Origin of the sequence: Mycobacterium sp. 050128 (genome assembly GCF_036409155.1) — a bacterium.
Lineage (GTDB): Bacteria > Actinomycetota > Actinomycetes > Mycobacteriales > Mycobacteriaceae > Mycobacterium.
Window position 1 is genome coordinate 201,441 of sequence record NZ_JAZGLW010000005.1, and the last position, 18,502, is coordinate 219,942.

The following is an 18,502-nucleotide window of genomic DNA, read 5'->3' on the forward strand; positions in this document are numbered from 1 at the left end:
GCTGCACGCGCGTGGCCGCAGCACCGATAGGCTTTTCGCTCGTGTCCCAGATCTCCCGCGACGAGGTCGCGCACCTGGCCAGGCTGTCCCGACTGGCGTTGACCGATACCGAGTTGGACGGCTACGCCGGCCAACTCGACGCCATCCTGACCCACGTCAGCCAGATCCAGGCGGTCGACGTCACCGGCGTCGAGCCGACCGACAACCCGCTCAAGGACGTCAACGTCACCCGCCCGGACGAGATCAGGCCGTGCCTGACGCAGGAGGAGGCGCTGGCCGCGGCGCCCGCAGCCGTGGACGGCCGCTTCGCCGTCCCGCAGATCCTCGGAGACAGCGAGTGAACGAGATCATCCGGTCCGACGCCGCGACGCTGGCCGCCAAGGTCGCCGCCGGGGAGCTGTCGTCGGTCGAGATCACCCAGGCCTTCCTGGACCGGATCGCGGCGACCGACGACCGGTACAGCGCGTTTCTGCACGTCGCCGCCGACGAGGCGCTGTCGGCGGCGGCCGCGGTCGACGAGGCGGTGGCGGCCGGGGAGCGGCTGCCCTCGGCGCTGGCCGGCGTTCCGCTGGCGCTCAAAGACGTGTTCACGACCGTCGATATGCCCACCACCTGCGGATCCAAGATCCTCGAGGGCTGGCGGTCGCCATACGACGCCACCGTCACGGCCCGGCTGCGCGCGGCGGGCATCCCGATCCTGGGCAAGACCAACATGGACGAGTTCGCGATGGGCTCGTCGACGGAGAACTCGGCCTACGGCCCCACCCGCAACCCGTGGGACCTCGAGCGGGTGCCCGGCGGCTCCGGCGGTGGCAGCGCCGCGGCGCTGGCCTCCTTCCAGGCGCCGCTGGCCATCGGCACCGACACCGGGGGCTCGATCCGCCAGCCGGCCGCGCTGACCGCGACCGTCGGGGTCAAGCCCACCTACGGCACGGTGTCGCGCTACGGCCTGGTGGCCTGCGCGTCGTCGCTGGATCAGGGCGGCCCCTGCGCGCGCACCGTGCTCGACACCGCGTTGCTGCATGCGGTGATCGCCGGCCACGACCAGATGGACTCGACCTCCATCGATGCCGCGGTGCCCGACGTGGTCGGCGCCGCCAAGGCCGGTGCCGCAGGCGATCTGAGCGGCGTGCGGATCGGCGTGGTGTCCCAGTTGCGCGGCGAGGGCTATCAGCCCGGAGTGCTGTCGTCGTTCGAGGAGGCGGTCAAGCAGCTGACCGCGCTGGGTGCCGAGGTGAGCGAAGTCGATTGCCCGCACTTCGATTACGCCCTGGCGGCCTACTACCTGATCCTGCCGTCGGAGGTGTCGAGCAACCTGGCGCGCTTCGACGCGATGCGTTACGGACTGCGGGTCGGTGACGACGGCAACCACAGCGCCGAGGAAGTGATGGCGCTGACCCGGGCCGCCGGATTCGGTCCAGAAGTAAAGCGCCGCATCATGATTGGTGCCTATGCGCTCTCGGCGGGCTACTACGACGCCTACTACAACCAGGCGCAGAAAGTTCGCACCCTGATCGCCCGTGATCTCGACGACGCATACAAATCCGTCGACGTGCTGGTGTCGCCGGCCACCCCGACCACCGCGTTCCGGCTGGGGGAGAAGGTCGACGATCCGCTGGCCATGTACCTGTTCGACTTGTGCACGTTGCCGCTGAACCTGGCCGGGCACTGCGGAATGTCGGTGCCGTCCGGGCTCTCGCCGGACGACCGGTTGCCGGTGGGGCTGCAGATCATGGCGCCCGCGCTGGCCGACGATCGCCTTTATCGCGTCGGTGCCGCCTACGAAGCGGCGCGTGGACCGTTGCCGGCCGCGCCGACCGTCTAGCCGCACGCCGCCCCGATTTGCCCCGATGGCGGCCCAGACAGGCAAGATAAGAGGATGCGGATCGGAATTCTCACCGGGGGCGGTGACTGTCCGGGGCTCAACGCCGTCATCCGGGCGGTGGTACGCACCTGCGACGCCCGGTACGGCTCGTCGGTGGTCGGCTTCCAGGACGGGTGGCGCGGGCTGCTGGAGAACCGGCGCATCCAGCTGCAGAACGACGATCGCAATGACCGGCTGCTGGCCAAGGGTGGGACCGTGCTGGGCACCGCTCGCGTGCATCCCGACAAGTTGCGGGCCGGGCTGGACCAGATCAAGCAGACCCTGGACGACAACGGCATCGACGTGCTCATCCCGATCGGTGGCGAGGGTACGCTGACGGCCGCACACTGGCTGTCGGATGAGAACGTTCCGGTGGTCGGAGTGCCCAAGACGATCGACAACGACATCGACTGCACGGACGTGACTTTCGGTCACGACACCGCGCTGACCGTGGCCACCGACGCCATCGACCGTTTGCACAGCACCGCCGAGTCACACCAGCGGGTGATGCTGGTAGAGGTGATGGGCCGCCACGCCGGCTGGATCGCGCTGAACGCCGGGCTGGCGTCCGGGGCGCACATGACGCTGATTCCCGAGCAGCCCTTCGATATCGAGGATGTGTGCCGGCTCGTCAAACGCCGCTTCCAGCGCGGGGATTCGCACTTCATCTGCGTGGTGGCCGAAGGGGCCAAGCCGATCCCCGGCTCGATTCCGTTGCGGGAGGGCGGGATCGACGAATTCGGCCACGAGAAATTCACCGGCATCGCTCAGCAGTTGGGCATCGCCGTGGAGAAGCGAATCAACAAGGACGTGCGAGTGACCGTGCTGGGCCACGTCCAGCGGGGCGGCACCCCGACGGCGTATGACCGCGTGCTGGCCACCCGGTTCGGCGTCAACGCCGCCGACGCCGCGCACGCCGGCGAATACGGCCAGATGGTGTCGCTGCGCGGGCAGGACATCGGCCGTGTCTCGCTGGCCGACGCCACGCGCCACCTCAAACTGGTGCCCGACGCACGCCACGATGAGGCCGCCGCTTTCTTCGGCTGAGGACCCCGCGGCGGGCAAACGGCCGATGGCAGCAGCCTGACGAGCGTCTGAATTCGCCGGCTCAGCCGGCCAGCACTCACGCAGGGGCGGAATTTCCTGGTTTAACCACCAGCTCGAAACGGTTACACCAGCCGTTATGAGCAACCGCGAGGGGGTTCGCGGAGTCAATGCCTTATCTGCTGCTCCGGCATATCCGTCGGGCTCCGCCAAGCCCGCGTCTTCGGTGCCGAGCTGGCGAGCCAATGCCGACCCGACGGCGGCCACGGTGCCCGAGCCGCGCCTGCCCGCGAAACCGGCCAGGTCAAGCGGGCCCGCGACGCCCAACCGGCTGGCGCGGACACGGCGAGCCGCGGCCCCATATCGTCGTGAGCTGACACTGGGCGGGACCGCCCTCGACGGCCTGGACTTCGGGGACGCCTCGGGGCCGAGCAGGTTCAACTGGCGAGAGGTGATCCACCGGGTGACCGGAATCGACCTCGGCCCCGGCAAACACGCCGCATACGAGCGGGAGCTGCGCGAGCGCATCGGTGCGCCGATCGGCGGTGCGTTTCCGATCGCGGTGCTGAACTTCAAGGGCGGCGTCGGCAAGACCGCGGTGGTCGAGGCGCTCGGCTCGACGCTGGCCGAGGCGCGCGGCGACCGGGTCATCGCCGTCGACATCGACGCCGGCGATCTGGCGGAGCGCCACGGTCGCCGCAACCCGCTGGGCCTGGCCGACCTGCTCGCGCGCGATTCGGTGACCCAGTATGCGCAGGTGCGCGCGCATACCCACATGAACAGTTTCGGCCTCGAAGTGCTCGGGCTGCCCGACTACGGCCACACCGACTGGCGGCTGGAGCGCCAGGACATCTCCAAGGCATTTTCGATTCTGCGCAAGCATTATTCGGTGCTGCTGGTGGATTGCGTCAAGGCGATCAACTCCACCGTGATGGATGCGGTTCTGCCGGAGGCGCGCGCTCTCGTCGTGGTCTCCGGCACCTCGATCGACGCGGTGCGTAAGACCAGGACAACGCTGGAGTGGTTGTCCAACAACGGACATCGCCGCTTGCTGAAGTCGACGGTCCTCGCGATGAACTACACGGAGCCGGCCAAGCTGGACGGCGTGGTCACCAAGGAATTCGAGGCGCTGTCGGCCCGCGTCGCGGCCACGGTGATGTTGCCATTCGATCGGCACGTGCGCGAGGGCAAAGAGCTCGGGCTGGACCGGTTGAGCAAGCAAAGCCGGCGCGCCTACCTGGAGATGGCCGCCGCGCTGGGCGACATCGCCGCCGGCCGGCCGGTGGGGCGCCAGGAGGACGAAGCCGCGCAGCGGTCCTGGCGCTAACGCCGCTTGATCCCGAGCCCGGGCCGTTATGCCCGACCCTGCGGTTGGCTCGGCCACCATTAGGATCGTTGCCATGACTGTTACTTCCGGTGCGGCCGAGCTGCTGGATTACGACGACGTCATCGCGCGTTTCGATCCGGTGCTCGGGCTGGAAGTTCACGTCGAGCTGTCCACCGCGACCAAGATGTTCTGCGGCTGCTCCACCACATTCGGCGCCGAACCCAACACCCAGGTGTGCCCGGTGTGCCTGGGGCTGCCCGGTTCGCTGCCCGTGCTCAACCAGAAGGCGGTGGAGTCGGCGATCCGCATCGGACTGGCGCTGAATTGCGAGATCGTGCCGTGGTGCCGCTTCGCCCGGAAAAATTACTTCTATCCGGACATGCCGAAGAACTACCAGATCTCGCAGTACGACGAGCCGATCGCCATCAACGGCTACCTCGAGGCGCCGCTGGAAGACGGCACCACCTGGCGGGTCGAGATCGAACGTGCCCACATGGAAGAGGACACCGGCAAGCTCACCCACCTGGGCGGCGAGACGGGCCGCATCCATGGGGCCACGACGTCGCTGATCGACTACAACCGTGCCGGCGTGCCGCTGATCGAGATCGTCACCAAGCCCATCGAGGGAGCCGGGGCCCGGGCCCCGCAGATTGCCCGGGCTTACGTGACGGCATTGCGAGACTTGTTGCGCGCCTTGGAAGTATCCGATGTTCGGATGGATCAGGGCTCGATGCGGTGTGACTCCAACGTCTCGTTGAAGCCCACCGGTGCGACCCAGTTCGGCACCCGGACCGAGACCAAGAACGTCAACTCGCTGAAAAGCGTCGAGGTCGCGGTGCGGTACGAAATGCAGCGCCAGGCCGCCGTTTTGGTCTCCGGTGGCTCAATCATGCAGGAAACCAGGCACTTTCAGGAGGGTTCCGGCACCACCAGTGCGGGCCGCGCCAAAGAAACGGCGCAGGATTATCGCTATTTCCCCGAGCCCGACCTGGAACCCGTCGCGCCCAGCCGTGAGCTGGTCGAGCAATTGCGCGAGACCATCCCCGAGCTTCCCTGGTTGAGCCGCAAGCGGATTCAGGAAGAGTGGGGCGTTTCCGACGAGGTGATGCGCGATCTCGTCAACGCGGGCGCGGTCGAATTGGTCACCGCGACCATCCAGCACGGCGCGTCCAGCACCCAGGCGCGCTCCTGGTGGGGAAACTTCCTGGTGCAGAAGGCCAATGAGGCGAACATCGAATTGGACGAGCTGGCCATCACGCCCGCTCAGGTCGCCGCGGTGATCGCACTGGTCGACGAGGGCAAGTTGTCCAACAAGCTGGCCCGCCAGGTTGTCGAAGGTGTGCTGGCCGGAGAAGGCGAACCCGAGCAGGTGATGACCGCGCGTGGCCTGGCGCTGGTGCGCGACGACTCGGTCACCCAGGCCGCCGTCGACGAGGCCCTGGCCGCCAATCCCGACGTGGCGGAAAAGATCCGCGGCGGCAAGGTTCAAGCCGCCGGCGCGATCGTGGGCGCGGTCATGAAGGCCACCCGTGGTCAGGCGGACGCCGCCCGGGTGCGCGAGCTGGTGCTGGCCGCCTGCGGGCAGTCCTAGCCCGAATCAGCGGGCCCGGCGCGCCGCCTAGGCCTTGTCGTCGTTGTTGCGCGGGAAGCCGCCGCCCTGCGGGAACAGCGGGAACACCACGTCGTCCAGCTTTTCGGCATCGCCGGCGGTCTTGTTGATGGTGGCGCCCCAGACGTTTCCGTCCGGCGACATCCGCAGCGCCCACGCGTGGGCGTGCGTGTCCTTGCGGACAACGTCGGGCTCACCGGTGACCGCACCCGATTTCGGATCAAGCCGCACCGCCACCGTCATTTTGGTGTTGACCAGGTTGACCATCACGGTCCCGTCCATCGCCGCGCATCCGGCCACGCCCGGCTTGTCCGGCCACGTCCACACCGTGGAGACCTCCGAGGCTTTGGTGATGCGTTGCAACCGATCCGCGGTCGGAGTGCGGTCGGCGACGTACAGCGAGCCGTCCACTGGATCGACGCACAACCCGCCGCCCGAGCCGACGCCGGACAGTGCGGTGGTTGGTGGCGCCTGACCGACCGTGGTCGGCTGCTCGATACGCAGCACCTTGCCCGCCAACGACTTCGGATCGGCGGCCATGGCAGGGTTGCCCGCGTCGCCGGTCAGCACCAGCAGCGTGGTCGGGCTGGTGAACAGCAGCGCTCCGCTGTTCCCGTTGGCGCCCTTGGGAATCCCGGTCAGGATGTCCTTGGGGATATCGCCGTCGGCGATGCGGATGACCCGGTTATCCGTCGGGGTGCTGATGTAGGCGTACATCAAGCGGTCCTGGGAGTAGGTCGGCGACAGCACGATATCCATCAAGCCGCCATCCCCGGATCCGTCGACCGGGATGACCAGCTTCACCTTCGGCTCGGCGCTGACGGAGATCTCCTTGACCGCGCCGGTGGTGCGCTCGGCGACCAATGCGGTTTTGCTGTCGGGCCCCATGATCAGCCCGCTGGTGCTCTCCAGACAGCCCTGCATCACCCCGGGGGCCGGGCAGGCCTTGGGGAACGGCGTGGGCGGCAGCGGCGGTGGCGGGGGAGGCGTCGAACTCGGCTGCGGCTTGAGTTCGGGCGCGGTGGTGAACGGCGCGGAGGCGGCGTCGTTGAACCGCGCGCAGCCCGTCGCGACCAGCATGGCCGCGCACAGCGCAGCGAGCCCGCACCGAACCGGCCACCCCAAACGCATGATCGACAGGCTACGGATAGGGCGGGCACCGGCGCCACAGGCGTGCCCGCGAGGGCGCCGGGACGTCAATCGCATCGCCGGCGGCGAGGTCGGTTTTTCAGCGCGCGTTGACCATTTCGCAACCCCGCCGAGCCCATTTGGAGTCAATCTCGGCCTGTTTAATGGTCTAGCCGCCGATTGCACCGCGAAAGCGCCGCTCAAATCCCCAATTCGAGGCCTAAATGCCCTTACCCTGTCACCCGTGACCGGTCATTCGAATGACGCATCTTGGCAGCGGCCCGGCGAAGCTCCGGAGCAGGTAGCGGGACGCCCCGCCGCAGCGCGGTTGGTCGACCCCGAAGATGACCTGACCCCCGTCGGGTATCCGGGCGACTTCGGAACCACTTCCGTTATCCCCTACCAAGACCCGAATCACATCGCCAGCCCCGCCGGCCCGTCCTACAACGTCCTCGACCAGCAGGAGCCGCTGCCCTACGTGCAGCCCCAGCCGGCACCGCGTCACTTGGCGGCCGAACCCGCCGAGATCGATCCGAGCGAGGATTACGAACGGCAGCGCGCGATCGGCCGGCGCGGCACCCAGAATCTCGGTTTGCTGGTGCTGCGGGTCGGCCTCGGGGTGGTGCTCGGCGCGCACGGGCTGCAGAAGCTGTTCGGCTGGTGGGGCGGTCAGGGCCTGACCAGTTTCAAGAACTCACTGTCCGACGTCGGCTACCAGCATGCCGACATCCTGTCTTACGTCAGCGCCGGCGGCGAGATCGTTTCGGGCGTGCTGCTGGTCCTGGGGTTGTTCACCCCGATTGCCGCCGCAGGAGCGCTGGCGTTCCTGATCAACGGCATGCTGGCCACCGTGTCGGCGCAACCGCACACGTTCACGTTCTTCCTGCCGCAGGGCCACGAATACCAGATCACGCTGATCGTGATGGCCGTCGCGGTCGTGCTGAGCGGACCCGGCCGTTACGGCCTGGACGCCAACAGGGGATGGGCGCACCGGCCCTTCATCGGGTCTTTTGTGGCCCTGCTCGCCGGCATCGCCGCCGGTATCGCGGTGTGGGTGCTGCTCAACGGCGTCAACCCGATCGCCTGAACCGGCCGCCAGCGGTCACCGGTAGGGATTGGGCACCCGCCCCGCACTGGCCGCCGTCAGCAGCGGCAGTGTCGCGAAAGTGACCGCCGGCAAGCGCAGGTCCGCGCCGCTCTTGAGCTTCGCGCGTGCCCACGAACCGCGGTGGAAGCGCAGCCCGTCGATGTCGTCCCAGGCGACCGCTTGGCTGTTCACCAGGTTTCGCACCGTCACACCCCGGTTGTCGGCCACGGTGCGCAGCCGGATGATCAATGCGGACAACAGCACCGGGATCAGCAGCAGTGGGGTCGACAGCGGCCAGGCCAGCACCGGGATCAGCAGTCCGAGCGTCAGGAATCCCACGGCGAGGTGCGCCATCGGTGAGATCTTGATCACTACGGGCGCGGGTGTTGGGGCTGCAGAACCAGAGGCCACCCGAGCATCATTTCACCCCGGGTTGCGCCGATGACCGCGTGCCGCCGCGGGTGGCTATCCGCAAGGCCGTGATCGGTGCCCGCCGCACCGGATTTGACGGTTGAGCAGTGCGAAGGCTACCGTCGGGGGCTATGGAGACCACCGGAAAGCCCGGGCTGCTCGTAGTAATTAGCCGCGCGTTGGTGCGCGACTAGTTCCTTCAGTATGTGAAGCGATCCGGCACCAACGCGCAACCCTCGATCAGCGAGAGCTGACGGGGGTTTTTTCGTGCGTATCAACGAAACTTCCACAGCCAAATCACGACTAAGAGGACAATCACCAGAGTGAGCGCACCCACCAGGTCACAGACACCCAAGTCGCACAATGGCGACGACTGGGCGCCGGGCGCCGCGGAAGACGCCGCAAAAGTTCCGGCCAAGCAAACGAAACATGTTGCACCACAACAAGTTACCGGCGCTCAGTCGGTAATCCGGTCGTTGGAAGAACTCGACGTCGAGATCATCTTCGGGATCCCCGGCGGTGCCGTGCTGCCGGTCTACGACCCGCTGTTCGACTCGAAAAAGCTGCGGCACGTGCTGGTTCGGCACGAGCAGGGTGCCGGTCACGCGGCAAGTGGCTATGCGCACGCCACCGGCAAGGTCGGCGTCATGATGGCCACGTCGGGGCCCGGCGCCACCAATCTGGTGACCCCCCTGGCGGATGCGCAGATGGACTCGATCCCCGTCGTCGCGGTCACCGGGCAGGTCGGGCGGTCGCTGATCGGGACCGACGCCTTCCAAGAGGCCGACATCTCGGGTATCACCATGCCGATCACCAAGCACAACTTCCTGGTTCGCTCCGGTGATGAGATTCCGCGGGTGATGGCCGAGGCCTTCCACATCGCCGCTTCGGGGCGGCCGGGAGCGGTGCTCGTCGACATCCCGAAGGACGTGCTGCAGGGTCAGTGCACGTTCAGCTGGCCGCCGAAAATGGATCTGCCCGGTTACAAGCCGAACACCAAGCCGCACAGCCGGCAGATCCGTGAGGCCGCCAAGCTGGTCGCGCGGGCCCGCAAACCGGTGCTGTACGTCGGCGGCGGCGTCATCCGCGGCGAGGCGACCGAGCAACTGCGGGATTTGGCTGAGCTGACCGGGATTCCGGTGGTCACCACGCTGATGGCACGGGGTGCCTTCCCGGACAGCCACCGGCAGAACCTGGGCATGCCGGGCATGCACGGCACGGTGGCAGCGGTGGCGGCGCTGCAACGCAGCGATCTGCTGATCGCGCTGGGCACCCGCTTCGACGACCGGGTGACCGGAAAGCTCGATTCCTTCGCACCCGAGGCGAAGGTCATCCACGCCGACATCGACCCGGCCGAGATCGGCAAGAACCGAGTCGCCGACGTGCCGATCGTGGGCGACGTCAAGAACGTCATCACCGACCTCATCGCGATGCTGCGCCAGTACGAAACCCCGGGCAAGATCGACATGACCGCCTGGTGGGCATATCTGGACGAGGTGCAGTCGACCTATCCGCTGAGCTACGGCCCGCAGAGCGACGGCAGCCTGAGCCCGGAATACGTGATCGAGCAGCTCGGCAAGATCGCCGGGCCCGACGCGATCTACGTCGCCGGCGTGGGGCAGCACCAGATGTGGGCGGCCCAGTTCATCTCCTACGAGAAGCCGCGCACCTGGCTCAACTCCGGCGGGCTGGGCACCATGGGCTTCGCCATCCCAGCGGCCATGGGCGCCAAGGTCGCTCGCCCCGAGGCCGAGGTCTGGGCGATCGACGGTGATGGGTGCTTCCAGATGACCAATCAGGAGTTGGCCACCTGCGCGATCGAGCGCGTGCCGATCAAGGTGGCGCTGATCAACAACGGCAACCTGGGCATGGTGCGGCAGTGGCAGAGCCTGTTCTACGAGGAGCGCTACTCGCAGACCGACCTGGCCACGCACTCGCACCGCATCCCGGACTTTGTGAAGCTGGCCGAGGCCCTGGGTTGTGTCGGAATCCGTTGTGAGCGTGAGGAAGACGTCATCGACGCGATCAACCAGGCGCGCGCGATCAACGACCGCCCAGTGGTGATCGACTTCATCGTCGGCGCGGATGCACAGGTGTGGCCAATGGTGGCCGCCGGAACGAGCAACGACGAGATTCAGCACGCCCGCGGAATTCGGCCGCTGTTCGACGACGAAACCGAAGGGCACGCCTAGATGTACGCCGACGACGATGCAGTGGGGGCGCCCCCAGCCGCCGAGCGGCGAGGGGGACGTAGCGATGAGAAGGAGCGGCGCTAGATGTACGCCAAGACGCACACGCTTTCGGTGTTGGTCGAAGACAAGCCGGGTGTGCTCGCACGCGTCGCGGCACTGTTTTCGCGGCGTGGATTCAACATCGAGTCGCTGGCTGTGGGTGCCACCGAGCAGAAGGACATGTCGCGGATGACCATCGTGGTTTCCGCCGAGGAGACTCCGCTCGAGCAGGTCACCAAGCAGCTCAACAAGCTGATCAATGTCATCAAAATTGTCGAGCAGGACGAGGACAACTCGGTGGCTCGCGAGCTGGCGCTGATCAAGGTGCGGGCCGATCCCGGTACCCGCAGCCAGGTAATCGAAGCGGCAAACCTGTTCCGCGCCAAGGTAGTCGACGTATCGCTGGATTCGCTGACCGTCGAGGCGACCGGTACCCGCGGCAAGCTCGAAGCGCTGCTGCGAGTGCTGGAACCGTTCGGTATCCGCGAGATCGTTCAATCGGGAGTGGTGTCGCTATCCCGTGGGCCGCGTGGAATCGGCACCGCCAAATAAGCGATACACATTCCAAAAGTCCAATAAGAAAGAGAGATTCACCGTGCCATTAGAGATGTTCTACGACGACGACGCTGACCTGTCGATTATCCAGGGTCGCAAGGTCGGCGTGATCGGATACGGCAGCCAGGGGCATGCGCACTCGCTGAGCCTGCGCGACTCCGGTGTGCAGGTGCGCGTCGGACTCAAGGAGGGTTCGAAGTCGCGGGCCAAGGTCTCCGAGCAGGGTCTGGAAGTAGACACTCCCGCCGAGGTCGCCAAGTGGGCCGACGTCATCATGCTGCTGGCACCCGACACCGCCCAGGCCGACATCTTCAAGAACGACATCGAGCCCAACCTGAACGACGGCGACGCACTGTTCTTCGGTCACGGTCTCAACATCCACTTCGATCTGATCAAGCCGCCCGGCAACGTCACGATCGCGATGGTCGCCCCGAAGGGGCCCGGGCACCTGGTGCGCCGGCAGTTCGTCGACGGCAAGGGCGTGCCGTGTCTGATCGCCGTCGACCAGGACCCGACCGGCGAGGGCGAGGCGCTGGCGCTGTCCTACGCCAAGGCCATCGGCGGCACCCGGGCCGGCGTCATCAAGACCACGTTCAAGGACGAGACCGAGACCGACCTGTTCGGTGAGCAGGCCGTGTTATGCGGTGGCACAGAGGAATTGGTGAAGACCGGTTTCGACGTGATGGTCGAGGCGGGCTACCCGCCGGAGATGGCGTACTTCGAGGTGCTGCACGAGCTGAAGCTGATCGTCGACCTGATGTATGAGGGCGGCATCGCCCGGATGAACTACTCGGTGTCCGACACCGCGGAGTTCGGTGGCTACCTGTCGGGCCCGCGGGTCATCGACGCCGGCACCAAGGAGCGGATGCGAGAGATCCTGCGCGACATCCAGAATGGCGACTTCACCAAGAAGCTGGTCGCCAATGTCGAGGGCGGCAACCAGCAACTCGAGCAGCTGCGCAAGGAGAACGCCGAGCACCCCATCGAGGTCGTCGGCAAGCGCCTGCGCGACTTGATGAGCTGGGTCGACCGCCCGATCACCGAAACCGCGTAGTTCTTTCGCTCCGAACGCCCGCCTGGCCGGGCGCGCGGCCTCCCGCGCCCGCCTGGCCGGGCATCGGGCCTACTTCGTCAGTCGATCCGCCACCGACACCACCCGGCGGGCCAGGTGGTCCAACGCGTTGCCGGTGACGTCGCCGATGTCCTCGATGTTGTCGTGCGTGGTGACCAGGCTGGCCCCGTAGGGGTTGCCGTCGACGAACTTGCACGGATCGGTGTAGCCCGGCGGCACCAGGATCCCGCCGAAGTGCATCAGCGTGAGGTACAGCGCGACGAGCGTGGTCTCCTGACCGCCGTGCACGGTGTTCGAGGATGTGAAGCCCGCGTACACCTTGTCGGCCAGCTTGCCGTCGGCCCACAGCCCGCCGAGCGAGTCCAGGAAGTTCCGCAGCTGCGACGCCGGTGAACCGAACCGGGTGGGCGAGCCGAAGATCACGGCGTCGGCCCACACGATGTCGTCGCCGGTGGCCGCGGGCAGCTCCTTGGTGGCGTCGTAGTTCGCCGTCCAGGCGGGGTTCTGCGCGAAGGATTCCGGATCGCGCGTCTCGGCGACGGGACGCACCCGGACCTCGGCGCCGGCGGCCCGCCCCGCCGCGGCGACACGGTTGGCCATCGTGGTGCCGTGGCCGGTGGCCGAGTAGTAGATGATCGCGAGTTTGGTCACGCGATCAGCGTAGGCCCGGCAGCGGCCCCAAAAAGGGCATCTCGGCGATGCCGAACTCGCGGCGCAGCAGGCTACGCGCGGCGAAGTAACCGGCCATGCCGTGCACGCCGCCGCCCGGCGGGGTGGCCGCCGAACACAGGTACGCCTTGGGAATCGGTGTGCGCCAAGGGTCTAACCGCGGGGTGGGGCCGACGATCGCGCGCCATGCCGAATTTGCGCCCATCCCGATGTCGCCGCCGACGTAGTTGGCGTTGTGGTCGCTCAGCTGGGCGGCGGGTATCGCGCGGGCGGCGACCACGACGTCGCGAAAGCCGGGGGCGAACCGCTCGATGGTCGCGGTGACGGCCTCGGTCGCATCGAGGGTCGAACCCGACGGGACGTGTGCATACGTCCAGAACGGGCGGCGACCCTGGTGGTCGATGCGGCCGGGATCGGCGATGTGCGGTGCGGCGGCCAGCACCATCGGCCACTGCGCGTGCCGGCCGGCCGCGATCTCCTTTTCGGCCAGCGCCATCTGCTCCCGGCTGCCGCCGAGATGCAGGGTAGGAGCCTGGTTCAGCCGCGGATCCGACCACGGGATCTCGTCGCCGAGCACGAAGTCGACCTTGGCGACCCCGGGCCCATAACGGTAGCGGCGCAATGCTTTTGCGTAGCGTTCCGGTAGCGCTGCACCGTATATCCGCAGCAGCGCGGTCGGTGCCGTATCGAACACGACGACCGAGGCCGGCGGCCCAGGCGGGGAAGTGATTTCGACGCCGGTGGTCACCTCGCCGCCGTGGGCGCGCAGGTCGGCGAGCAGCGCGTCGGTGATCGCCTGGCTGCCGCCCACCGGGATCGGCCAGCCGACCGCATGGCCGAGCGTCGCCAGCATCATCCCGGCCCCGGCCGCCGTCAAGGACGGCATCCGCGAAAGCACATGAGCGGCAACGCCGGTGAACAATGCGCGGCCGTCGTCACCGCCCAACGAGCCCCACGCCGGCGTGCCCTGAGTCAGCATCCGCAGCCCCAGGCGCAGCGCAGCGGGCAACGACGGGGGCGCCGAACGTTTGTCGCCGAGCAGCAGTGCCACGACGTCTTGCCAGTCGGTCACCAGCGGGCCCAGTAGCCGCCGCCAGGACGCACCGTCGGACAACTCGGCACAGGTGCGCTCAAGGTCGCGGTAGGCGATCGCCGCGGGCCGGCCCGGTAGTGGGTTGCCGTAGGCGATGTCGCAGACCTCCAGCTGCACGCCGCGCGCGGGCAGGTCGAACTCCGCGAAGAAGGGCGACGCCAGCGCCAGCGGATGCACCGCCGAGCAGATGTCGTGTTCGACTCCGGGAAATTCTGGGTCGGCCAGGGTGCGGGCACCGCCGCCCAAAGTGGGCTGCGCCTCGACGACCTGCACTTTGAGTCCGGCGCGGGCGCAGATCACGGCCGCCGAAAGCCCGTTGGGTCCGCTGCCGACGACGATGACGTCCATCGGACAATTACAGCCCAGACGCCGGCCTATAACCTGATCGGGTGAACTTGCCTGTTGTGTTAATCGCCGACAAACTCGCTCAATCAACTGTCGCCGCCCTGGGCGACCAGGTCGAGGTGCGCTGGGTAGACGGTCCGGATCGGGAGAAGCTGCTGGCAGCGGTGCCCGAGGCCGACGCGCTGCTGGTGCGTTCCGCGACCACCGTCGACGCCGATGTACTCGCGGCCGCCCCCAAACTCAAGATCGTCGCCCGCGCCGGGGTGGGTCTGGACAACGTCGACGTCGACGCGGCCACCGCGCGCGGCGTCCTGGTGGTCAACGCCCCGACGTCGAACATCCACAGCGCCGCCGAGCATGCGCTGGCGCTGTTGCTGTCGGCGGCCCGGCAGATCCCGGCGGCCGACGCGTCGCTGCGCGAACACGCCTGGAAGCGGTCGTCCTTCAACGGCACCGAGATTTTCGGCAAGACCGTCGGAGTGGTGGGGCTGGGGCGGATCGGCCAGCTGGTGGCCCAGCGGATCGCCGCGTTCGGCACCCACATCGTGGCCTACGACCCGTACGTCTCGCCGGCCCGTGCGGCGCAGCTCGGCATCGAATTGCTTTCCCTCGATGACCTGTTGGCCCGTGCCGACTTCATCTCGGTGCACCTGCCCAAGACCGCCGAGACGGCGGGTCTGATCGACAAGGAGGCGCTGGCCAAGACCAAGCCCGGCGTCATCATCGTCAATGCCGCGCGCGGCGGCCTGGTGGACGAGGCCGCGCTGGCCGAGGCGATCACCAGCGGACATGTGCGTGCGGCCGGGCTCGACGTGTACTCCAAGGAGCCGTGCACCGACAGCCCGCTGTTCGAGCTGCCGCAGGTGGTGGTGACGCCGCACCTGGGCGCGTCCACCACCGAGGCGCAGGACCGGGCCGGCACGGATGTCGCCGAAAGCGTGCGGCTGGCGCTGGCGGGGGAGTTCGTGCCCGACGCGGTCAACGTCGGCGGCGGCGTGGTCAACGAGGAGGTGGCGCCCTGGCTGGACCTGGCGCGCAAGCTCGGGGTGCTGGCCGCCGCGCTGGCCGATGGCCTGCCGGCGTCGCTGTCGGTTCAGGTCCGCGGCGAGCTGGCGGCCGAAGACGTTGAGGTGCTGAAGCTTTCGGTCCTGCGCGGTCTGTTCTCGGCGATCATCGAGGACCCGGTCACGTTCGTCAACGCGCCGGCGTTGGCTGCCGAGCGCGGCGTGACCGCCGAAATCAGCACGGCCACCGAGAGTCCCAACCATCGCAGCGTGCTGGACGTGCGCGCCGTCGCCCACGACGGCTCGAGCGTCAACGTCGCCGGCACGCTGTCGGGTCCGCAGTTGGTCGAGAAGGTCGTTCAGATCAACGGCCGCAACTTCGACCTGCGCGCTCAGGGCAAGAACCTGGTGATCAACTACATCGATCAGCCCGGAGCGCTGGGCAAGATAGGTACCCTGCTGGGTGCGGCCGGGGTGAACATCCAAGCCGCCCAGCTCTCCGAGGACGCCGAGGGTCCGAGCGCGACGATCCTGCTGCGGCTCGACCAGGACGTGCCCGCCGACGTGCGCTCGGCGATCTCGCAGGCGGTCGGCGCCAACAAGCTGGAAGTGGTTGATCTGTCGTGAAATTGGCGATCATCGGCGGCGACGGGATCGGGCCGGAGGTAGTCGCCGAGGCGGTCAAGATCCTTGATGCGGTCTATCCGGGCGTCCAGAAGACCGAATACGACCTGGGCGCACGGCGTTTCCACGCCACCGGCGAACTGCTGCCGGAATCGGCGCTCGCCGAGCTGCGCCAGCACGACGCGATCCTGCTCGGGGCGATCGGTGACCCGTCGGTGCCCAGCGGCGTGCTGGAGCGAGGGTTGTTGTTGCGCTTGCGCTTTGAGCTAGACCATCACGTCAACTTGCGTCCGGCCCGGCTTTACAAAGGCGTGAGTGGCCCGCTCGCGGGAAACCCCGACATCGATTTCGTCGTGGTGCGCGAGGGGACCGAGGGTCCCTACACCGGCAACGGTGGCGCGATCCGGGCCGGAACCGTCCACGAGGTGGCCACCGAGGTCAGCGTCAACACCGCGTTCGGGGTGCGTCGCGTCGTGGCCGATGCGTTCGAGCGCGCCCGGCAGCGCCGCAAGCATCTGACGTTGGTGCACAAGAACAATGTGCTGACCTTCGCCGGGAAACTGTGGTCGCGCGTCTTCGCCGAGGTCGGTGCGGACTATCCCGACGTCGAGGTGGCCTATCAACACGTCGATGCCGCCACCATCTTCCTGGTCACCGACCCCGGACGCTTCGACGTGATCGTCACCGACAACCTGTTCGGTGACATCATCACCGATCTGGCCGCCGCGGTGACGGGCGGAATTGGCTTGGCCGCCAGTGGAAATATCGATGCCACCCGGACCAACCCGTCGATGTTCGAACCGGTGCACGGCAGCGCGCCCGACATCGCCGGCAAGGGTATCGCCGATCCGACCGCCGCCATCGTGTCGGTCGGATTGCTGCTTGCCCACCTTGGTGAGGCCGAAGCCGCTAGTCGGGTGGACCGAGCGGTCGAGACGTATCTGGCATCTCGGGGGGACGAACGGCGCTCCACCGCCGAAGTCGGCGAGCGGATCGCAGCCGCGCTGTAGCTGCTGCCCTGGATTCCAGGCCCGGCGGCAACAGCTTGGCCGGCACCAACGGTATTGCCGCCAAAGGAAACAACCCGCACAATGCCCAGGCGGTTGGATATTTGGCCGCCTCGATCAGCACACCGAACAGCGGGGCGCCCGCGGCCGCGATCAGGCGCTGGGTGGTGTTCTGGATTCCCAGCGCCCGTCCGCTCCAGAAGGGCCCGGCGAATTCGGTGATCGCCGTTGCCTCCAATCCGTTGTCGAGCACCGCGATCACCGAGACGACGATCATCACCGGCACTTCGAAACCCCAGTCGCCGTCGTCGGCGAGCGTGAGCAGCAACAAGCTCAACGTCGCGGCGACGGCGATGATGCGCACCGGGCGCATCCTGGAGCCCACCCGGTCCGACCACCGGCCGACCGCGACGCGGCCCAGCGCCCCAAGGACCTGCGAGAGGGTAATCACACCGCCGGCTTCGGCGACGGTCCAGCCATGGTGCCTCATCAACCACACCAGCATGAACGTCACGGTCACGGTCTGCGGCATCATCAGCAGGCCGGCCACCGCGTGGATTCGCCACAGCGTCAGTGACTCCCGGTACGGGCTGGCCAATTCTTGCGGGGTAGCGACTTTGCGGTGTTTGCGCGGCGGGTCGACGATCCCGATCGCGCTGGTTACGGCGGCTGCCGAGCAGGCGATCGCCGGAAACATCAGCCCGCCCTGCAGGCCGTGTTGGGCTAGCTCGGGCATCACCAGTGCGCCCGCGGCAATACCCAATGGCGCGGCGGTCTGGCGGATGCCCATCGCCAGGCCGCGCTGGTGCGCCGGGAACCACGCCGACACCAGCCGGCCCCCGGCGGCGTTACAACTGGCTGCCGCCATGCCGCCCAGAAACAGGTAGGCGCCGACCACGACGAGCGCGTGGGCCGACGCGGCGGCATAAGCCGCTGCCGCGGTGAGCGCCGAGCCCAACGTCAGCACCACCCGCTCGCCGACGCGGTCGAGCACATAGCCCCACCCGATCAACGTCGTGACCATGCCCCAGCTGGGCATCGATGACAACAGACTGGCCTGGGTCAGCGGAATTCCGCGGTCGGCCTCGAGTTCGGGGATCAAGAACGCAACGCCGTTGACGAACAGGAACGAACTCGCCGTTGCCCACAGCGCGATGATGAGGATTCGCCAGCGTTTGACGTCGCTGCGTTGGCCCGTGACTTCCGGGTCCGTGGGCATTCCTCATCGTGGCATATGCATCGTCACGCCCGGCTTCGCCGCGCTCGCGACCGTCACTGGGCACTATGGTGACGGCCCGTCACGCCCGGCTTCGCCGCGCTCGCGACCGTCACTAGGCACTATGGTGACGGCCCGCAGCGCCCGGCTTCGCCGCGCTCGCGACCGTCACTGGGCACTATGGTGACGGCCCGCAGCGCCCGGCTTCGCCGCGCT

Annotated in this window: 16 protein-coding genes; 11 read left to right on the top strand and 5 right to left on the bottom strand. The window is 67.7% G+C overall.

What is annotated here, in order from left to right; all coding sequences use genetic code 11:
* The first annotated feature begins 41 nt into the window (after positions 1 to 41).
* The 5 genes from gatC (at position 42) to gatB (ending at position 5,826) form a co-directional block, all read left to right on the top strand.
* The gene (gene gatC / locus SKC41_RS27200) at positions 42 to 341 is read left to right on the top strand and encodes an Asp-tRNA(Asn)/Glu-tRNA(Gln) amidotransferase subunit GatC (protein WP_330980798.1); all 300 of its coding nucleotides are present in this window, start codon (positions 42 to 44) and stop codon (positions 339 to 341) included.
* Complete coding sequence (gene gatA, locus SKC41_RS27205) at positions 338 to 1,825, top strand: Asp-tRNA(Asn)/Glu-tRNA(Gln) amidotransferase subunit GatA (RefSeq protein ID WP_330980799.1); 1,488 nt, start codon at positions 338 to 340, stop codon at positions 1,823 to 1,825. The genes gatC and gatA overlap by 4 nt, the downstream gene beginning before the upstream one ends.
* A gap of 54 nt (positions 1,826 to 1,879) precedes the next feature.
* Positions 1,880 to 2,911: an ATP-dependent 6-phosphofructokinase gene (locus tag SKC41_RS27210; RefSeq protein WP_330980800.1), complete on the top strand. Its 1,032-nt coding sequence runs from the start codon at positions 1,880 to 1,882 to the stop codon at positions 2,909 to 2,911.
* Positions 2,912 to 3,047: 136 nt separating this feature from the next.
* Positions 3,048 to 4,235 (top strand): MinD/ParA family ATP-binding protein, encoded by a 1,188-nt coding sequence (locus SKC41_RS27215; RefSeq protein ID WP_330980801.1) that lies wholly within the window; start codon positions 3,048 to 3,050, stop codon positions 4,233 to 4,235.
* A 73-nt stretch (positions 4,236 to 4,308) separates the two neighbouring features.
* The gene (gatB, locus tag SKC41_RS27220) at positions 4,309 to 5,826 is read left to right on the top strand and encodes an Asp-tRNA(Asn)/Glu-tRNA(Gln) amidotransferase subunit GatB (RefSeq protein ID WP_330980802.1); all 1,518 of its coding nucleotides are present in this window, start codon (positions 4,309 to 4,311) and stop codon (positions 5,824 to 5,826) included.
* Positions 5,827 to 5,853: 27 nt separating this feature from the next.
* Here gatB and SKC41_RS27225 read toward each other — a convergent pair whose 3' ends face one another.
* Positions 5,854 to 6,975, bottom strand: coding sequence for a PQQ-dependent sugar dehydrogenase (locus tag SKC41_RS27225; protein WP_330980803.1), 1,122 nt, complete (start codon positions 6,973 to 6,975; stop codon positions 5,854 to 5,856).
* A 241-nt stretch (positions 6,976 to 7,216) separates the two neighbouring features.
* On the opposite strand from SKC41_RS27225, the gene SKC41_RS27230 reads away from it, so the two are divergent.
* Positions 7,217 to 8,059 (top strand): DoxX family protein, encoded by an 843-nt coding sequence (locus SKC41_RS27230; protein ID WP_330980804.1) that lies wholly within the window; start codon positions 7,217 to 7,219, stop codon positions 8,057 to 8,059.
* Between the two features lie 15 nt (positions 8,060 to 8,074).
* Here the strand turns inward: SKC41_RS27230 and SKC41_RS27235 are convergent, their stop codons facing one another.
* A complete protein-coding gene (locus SKC41_RS27235; protein ID WP_330980805.1) occupies positions 8,075 to 8,413 on the bottom strand; it encodes a PH domain-containing protein in 339 nt (112 codons plus the stop codon).
* 380 nt (positions 8,414 to 8,793) lie between these two features.
* On the opposite strand from SKC41_RS27235, the gene SKC41_RS27240 reads away from it, so the two are divergent.
* The 3 genes from SKC41_RS27240 to ilvC all read left to right on the top strand — a co-directional run bounded on the left by SKC41_RS27240 (position 8,794) and on the right by ilvC (position 12,310).
* Complete coding sequence (locus SKC41_RS27240) at positions 8,794 to 10,662, top strand: acetolactate synthase large subunit (protein WP_330980806.1); 1,869 nt, start codon at positions 8,794 to 8,796, stop codon at positions 10,660 to 10,662.
* Positions 10,663 to 10,746: 84 nt separating this feature from the next.
* Positions 10,747 to 11,253 carry an acetolactate synthase small subunit gene (ilvN, locus tag SKC41_RS27245; protein WP_330980807.1) on the top strand — a complete coding sequence of 169 codons (507 nt, stop codon included), beginning with the start codon at positions 10,747 to 10,749 and terminating at the stop codon, positions 11,251 to 11,253.
* 55 nt (positions 11,254 to 11,308) lie between these two features.
* Positions 11,309 to 12,310 carry a ketol-acid reductoisomerase gene (gene ilvC / locus SKC41_RS27250; RefSeq protein WP_330980859.1) on the top strand — a complete coding sequence of 334 codons (1,002 nt, stop codon included), beginning with the start codon at positions 11,309 to 11,311 and terminating at the stop codon, positions 12,308 to 12,310.
* A gap of 69 nt (positions 12,311 to 12,379) precedes the next feature.
* Here the strand turns inward: ilvC and wrbA are convergent, their stop codons facing one another.
* Entirely contained in the window at positions 12,380 to 12,979 is a 600-nt protein-coding gene (gene wrbA / locus SKC41_RS27255; RefSeq protein ID WP_330980808.1) for an NAD(P)H:quinone oxidoreductase, read from the bottom strand.
* A 4-nt stretch (positions 12,980 to 12,983) separates the two neighbouring features.
* A complete protein-coding gene (locus SKC41_RS27260) occupies positions 12,984 to 14,438 on the bottom strand; it encodes a phytoene desaturase family protein (RefSeq protein WP_330980809.1) in 1,455 nt (484 codons plus the stop codon).
* 41 nt (positions 14,439 to 14,479) lie between these two features.
* Between SKC41_RS27260 and serA the strand changes: the two genes are divergently transcribed.
* Positions 14,480 to 16,066, top strand: coding sequence for a phosphoglycerate dehydrogenase (gene serA, locus SKC41_RS27265; protein ID WP_330980810.1), 1,587 nt, complete (start codon positions 14,480 to 14,482; stop codon positions 16,064 to 16,066).
* Entirely contained in the window at positions 16,063 to 17,073 is a 1,011-nt protein-coding gene (locus tag SKC41_RS27270; protein WP_330980811.1) for a 3-isopropylmalate dehydrogenase, read from the top strand. Before serA ends, SKC41_RS27270 begins: the two co-directional genes overlap by 4 nt.
* Here SKC41_RS27270 and SKC41_RS27275 read toward each other — a convergent pair.
* Positions 16,973 to 18,289, bottom strand: a complete 1,317-nt coding sequence (locus tag SKC41_RS27275; protein ID WP_330980812.1) for an MFS transporter — start codon at positions 18,287 to 18,289, stop codon at positions 16,973 to 16,975. The genes SKC41_RS27270 and SKC41_RS27275 overlap by 101 nt on opposite strands.
* Positions 18,290 to 18,502: the final 213 nt, after the last annotated feature.

Coding starts and splice junctions, on each gene's coding strand:
- gatB (WP_330980802.1), top strand. CDS start 4,309: ATGACTGTTACTTCCGGTGCGGCCGAGCTGCTGGATTACGACGACGTC.
- SKC41_RS27235 (WP_330980805.1), bottom strand. CDS start 8,413: ATGGCGCACCTCGCCGTGGGATTCCTGACGCTCGGACTGCTGATCCCG.
- SKC41_RS27260 (WP_330980809.1), bottom strand. CDS start 14,438: ATGGACGTCATCGTCGTCGGCAGCGGACCCAACGGGCTTTCGGCGGCC.
- SKC41_RS27215 (WP_330980801.1), top strand. CDS start 3,048: ATGAGCAACCGCGAGGGGGTTCGCGGAGTCAATGCCTTATCTGCTGCT.
- SKC41_RS27210 (WP_330980800.1), top strand. CDS start 1,880: ATGCGGATCGGAATTCTCACCGGGGGCGGTGACTGTCCGGGGCTCAAC.
- SKC41_RS27225 (WP_330980803.1), bottom strand. CDS start 6,975: ATGCGTTTGGGGTGGCCGGTTCGGTGCGGGCTCGCTGCGCTGTGCGCG.
- ilvC (WP_330980859.1), top strand. CDS start 11,309: ATGTTCTACGACGACGACGCTGACCTGTCGATTATCCAGGGTCGCAAG.
- SKC41_RS27275 (WP_330980812.1), bottom strand. CDS start 18,289: ATGCCCACGGACCCGGAAGTCACGGGCCAACGCAGCGACGTCAAACGC.
- ilvN (WP_330980807.1), top strand. CDS start 10,747: ATGTACGCCAAGACGCACACGCTTTCGGTGTTGGTCGAAGACAAGCCG.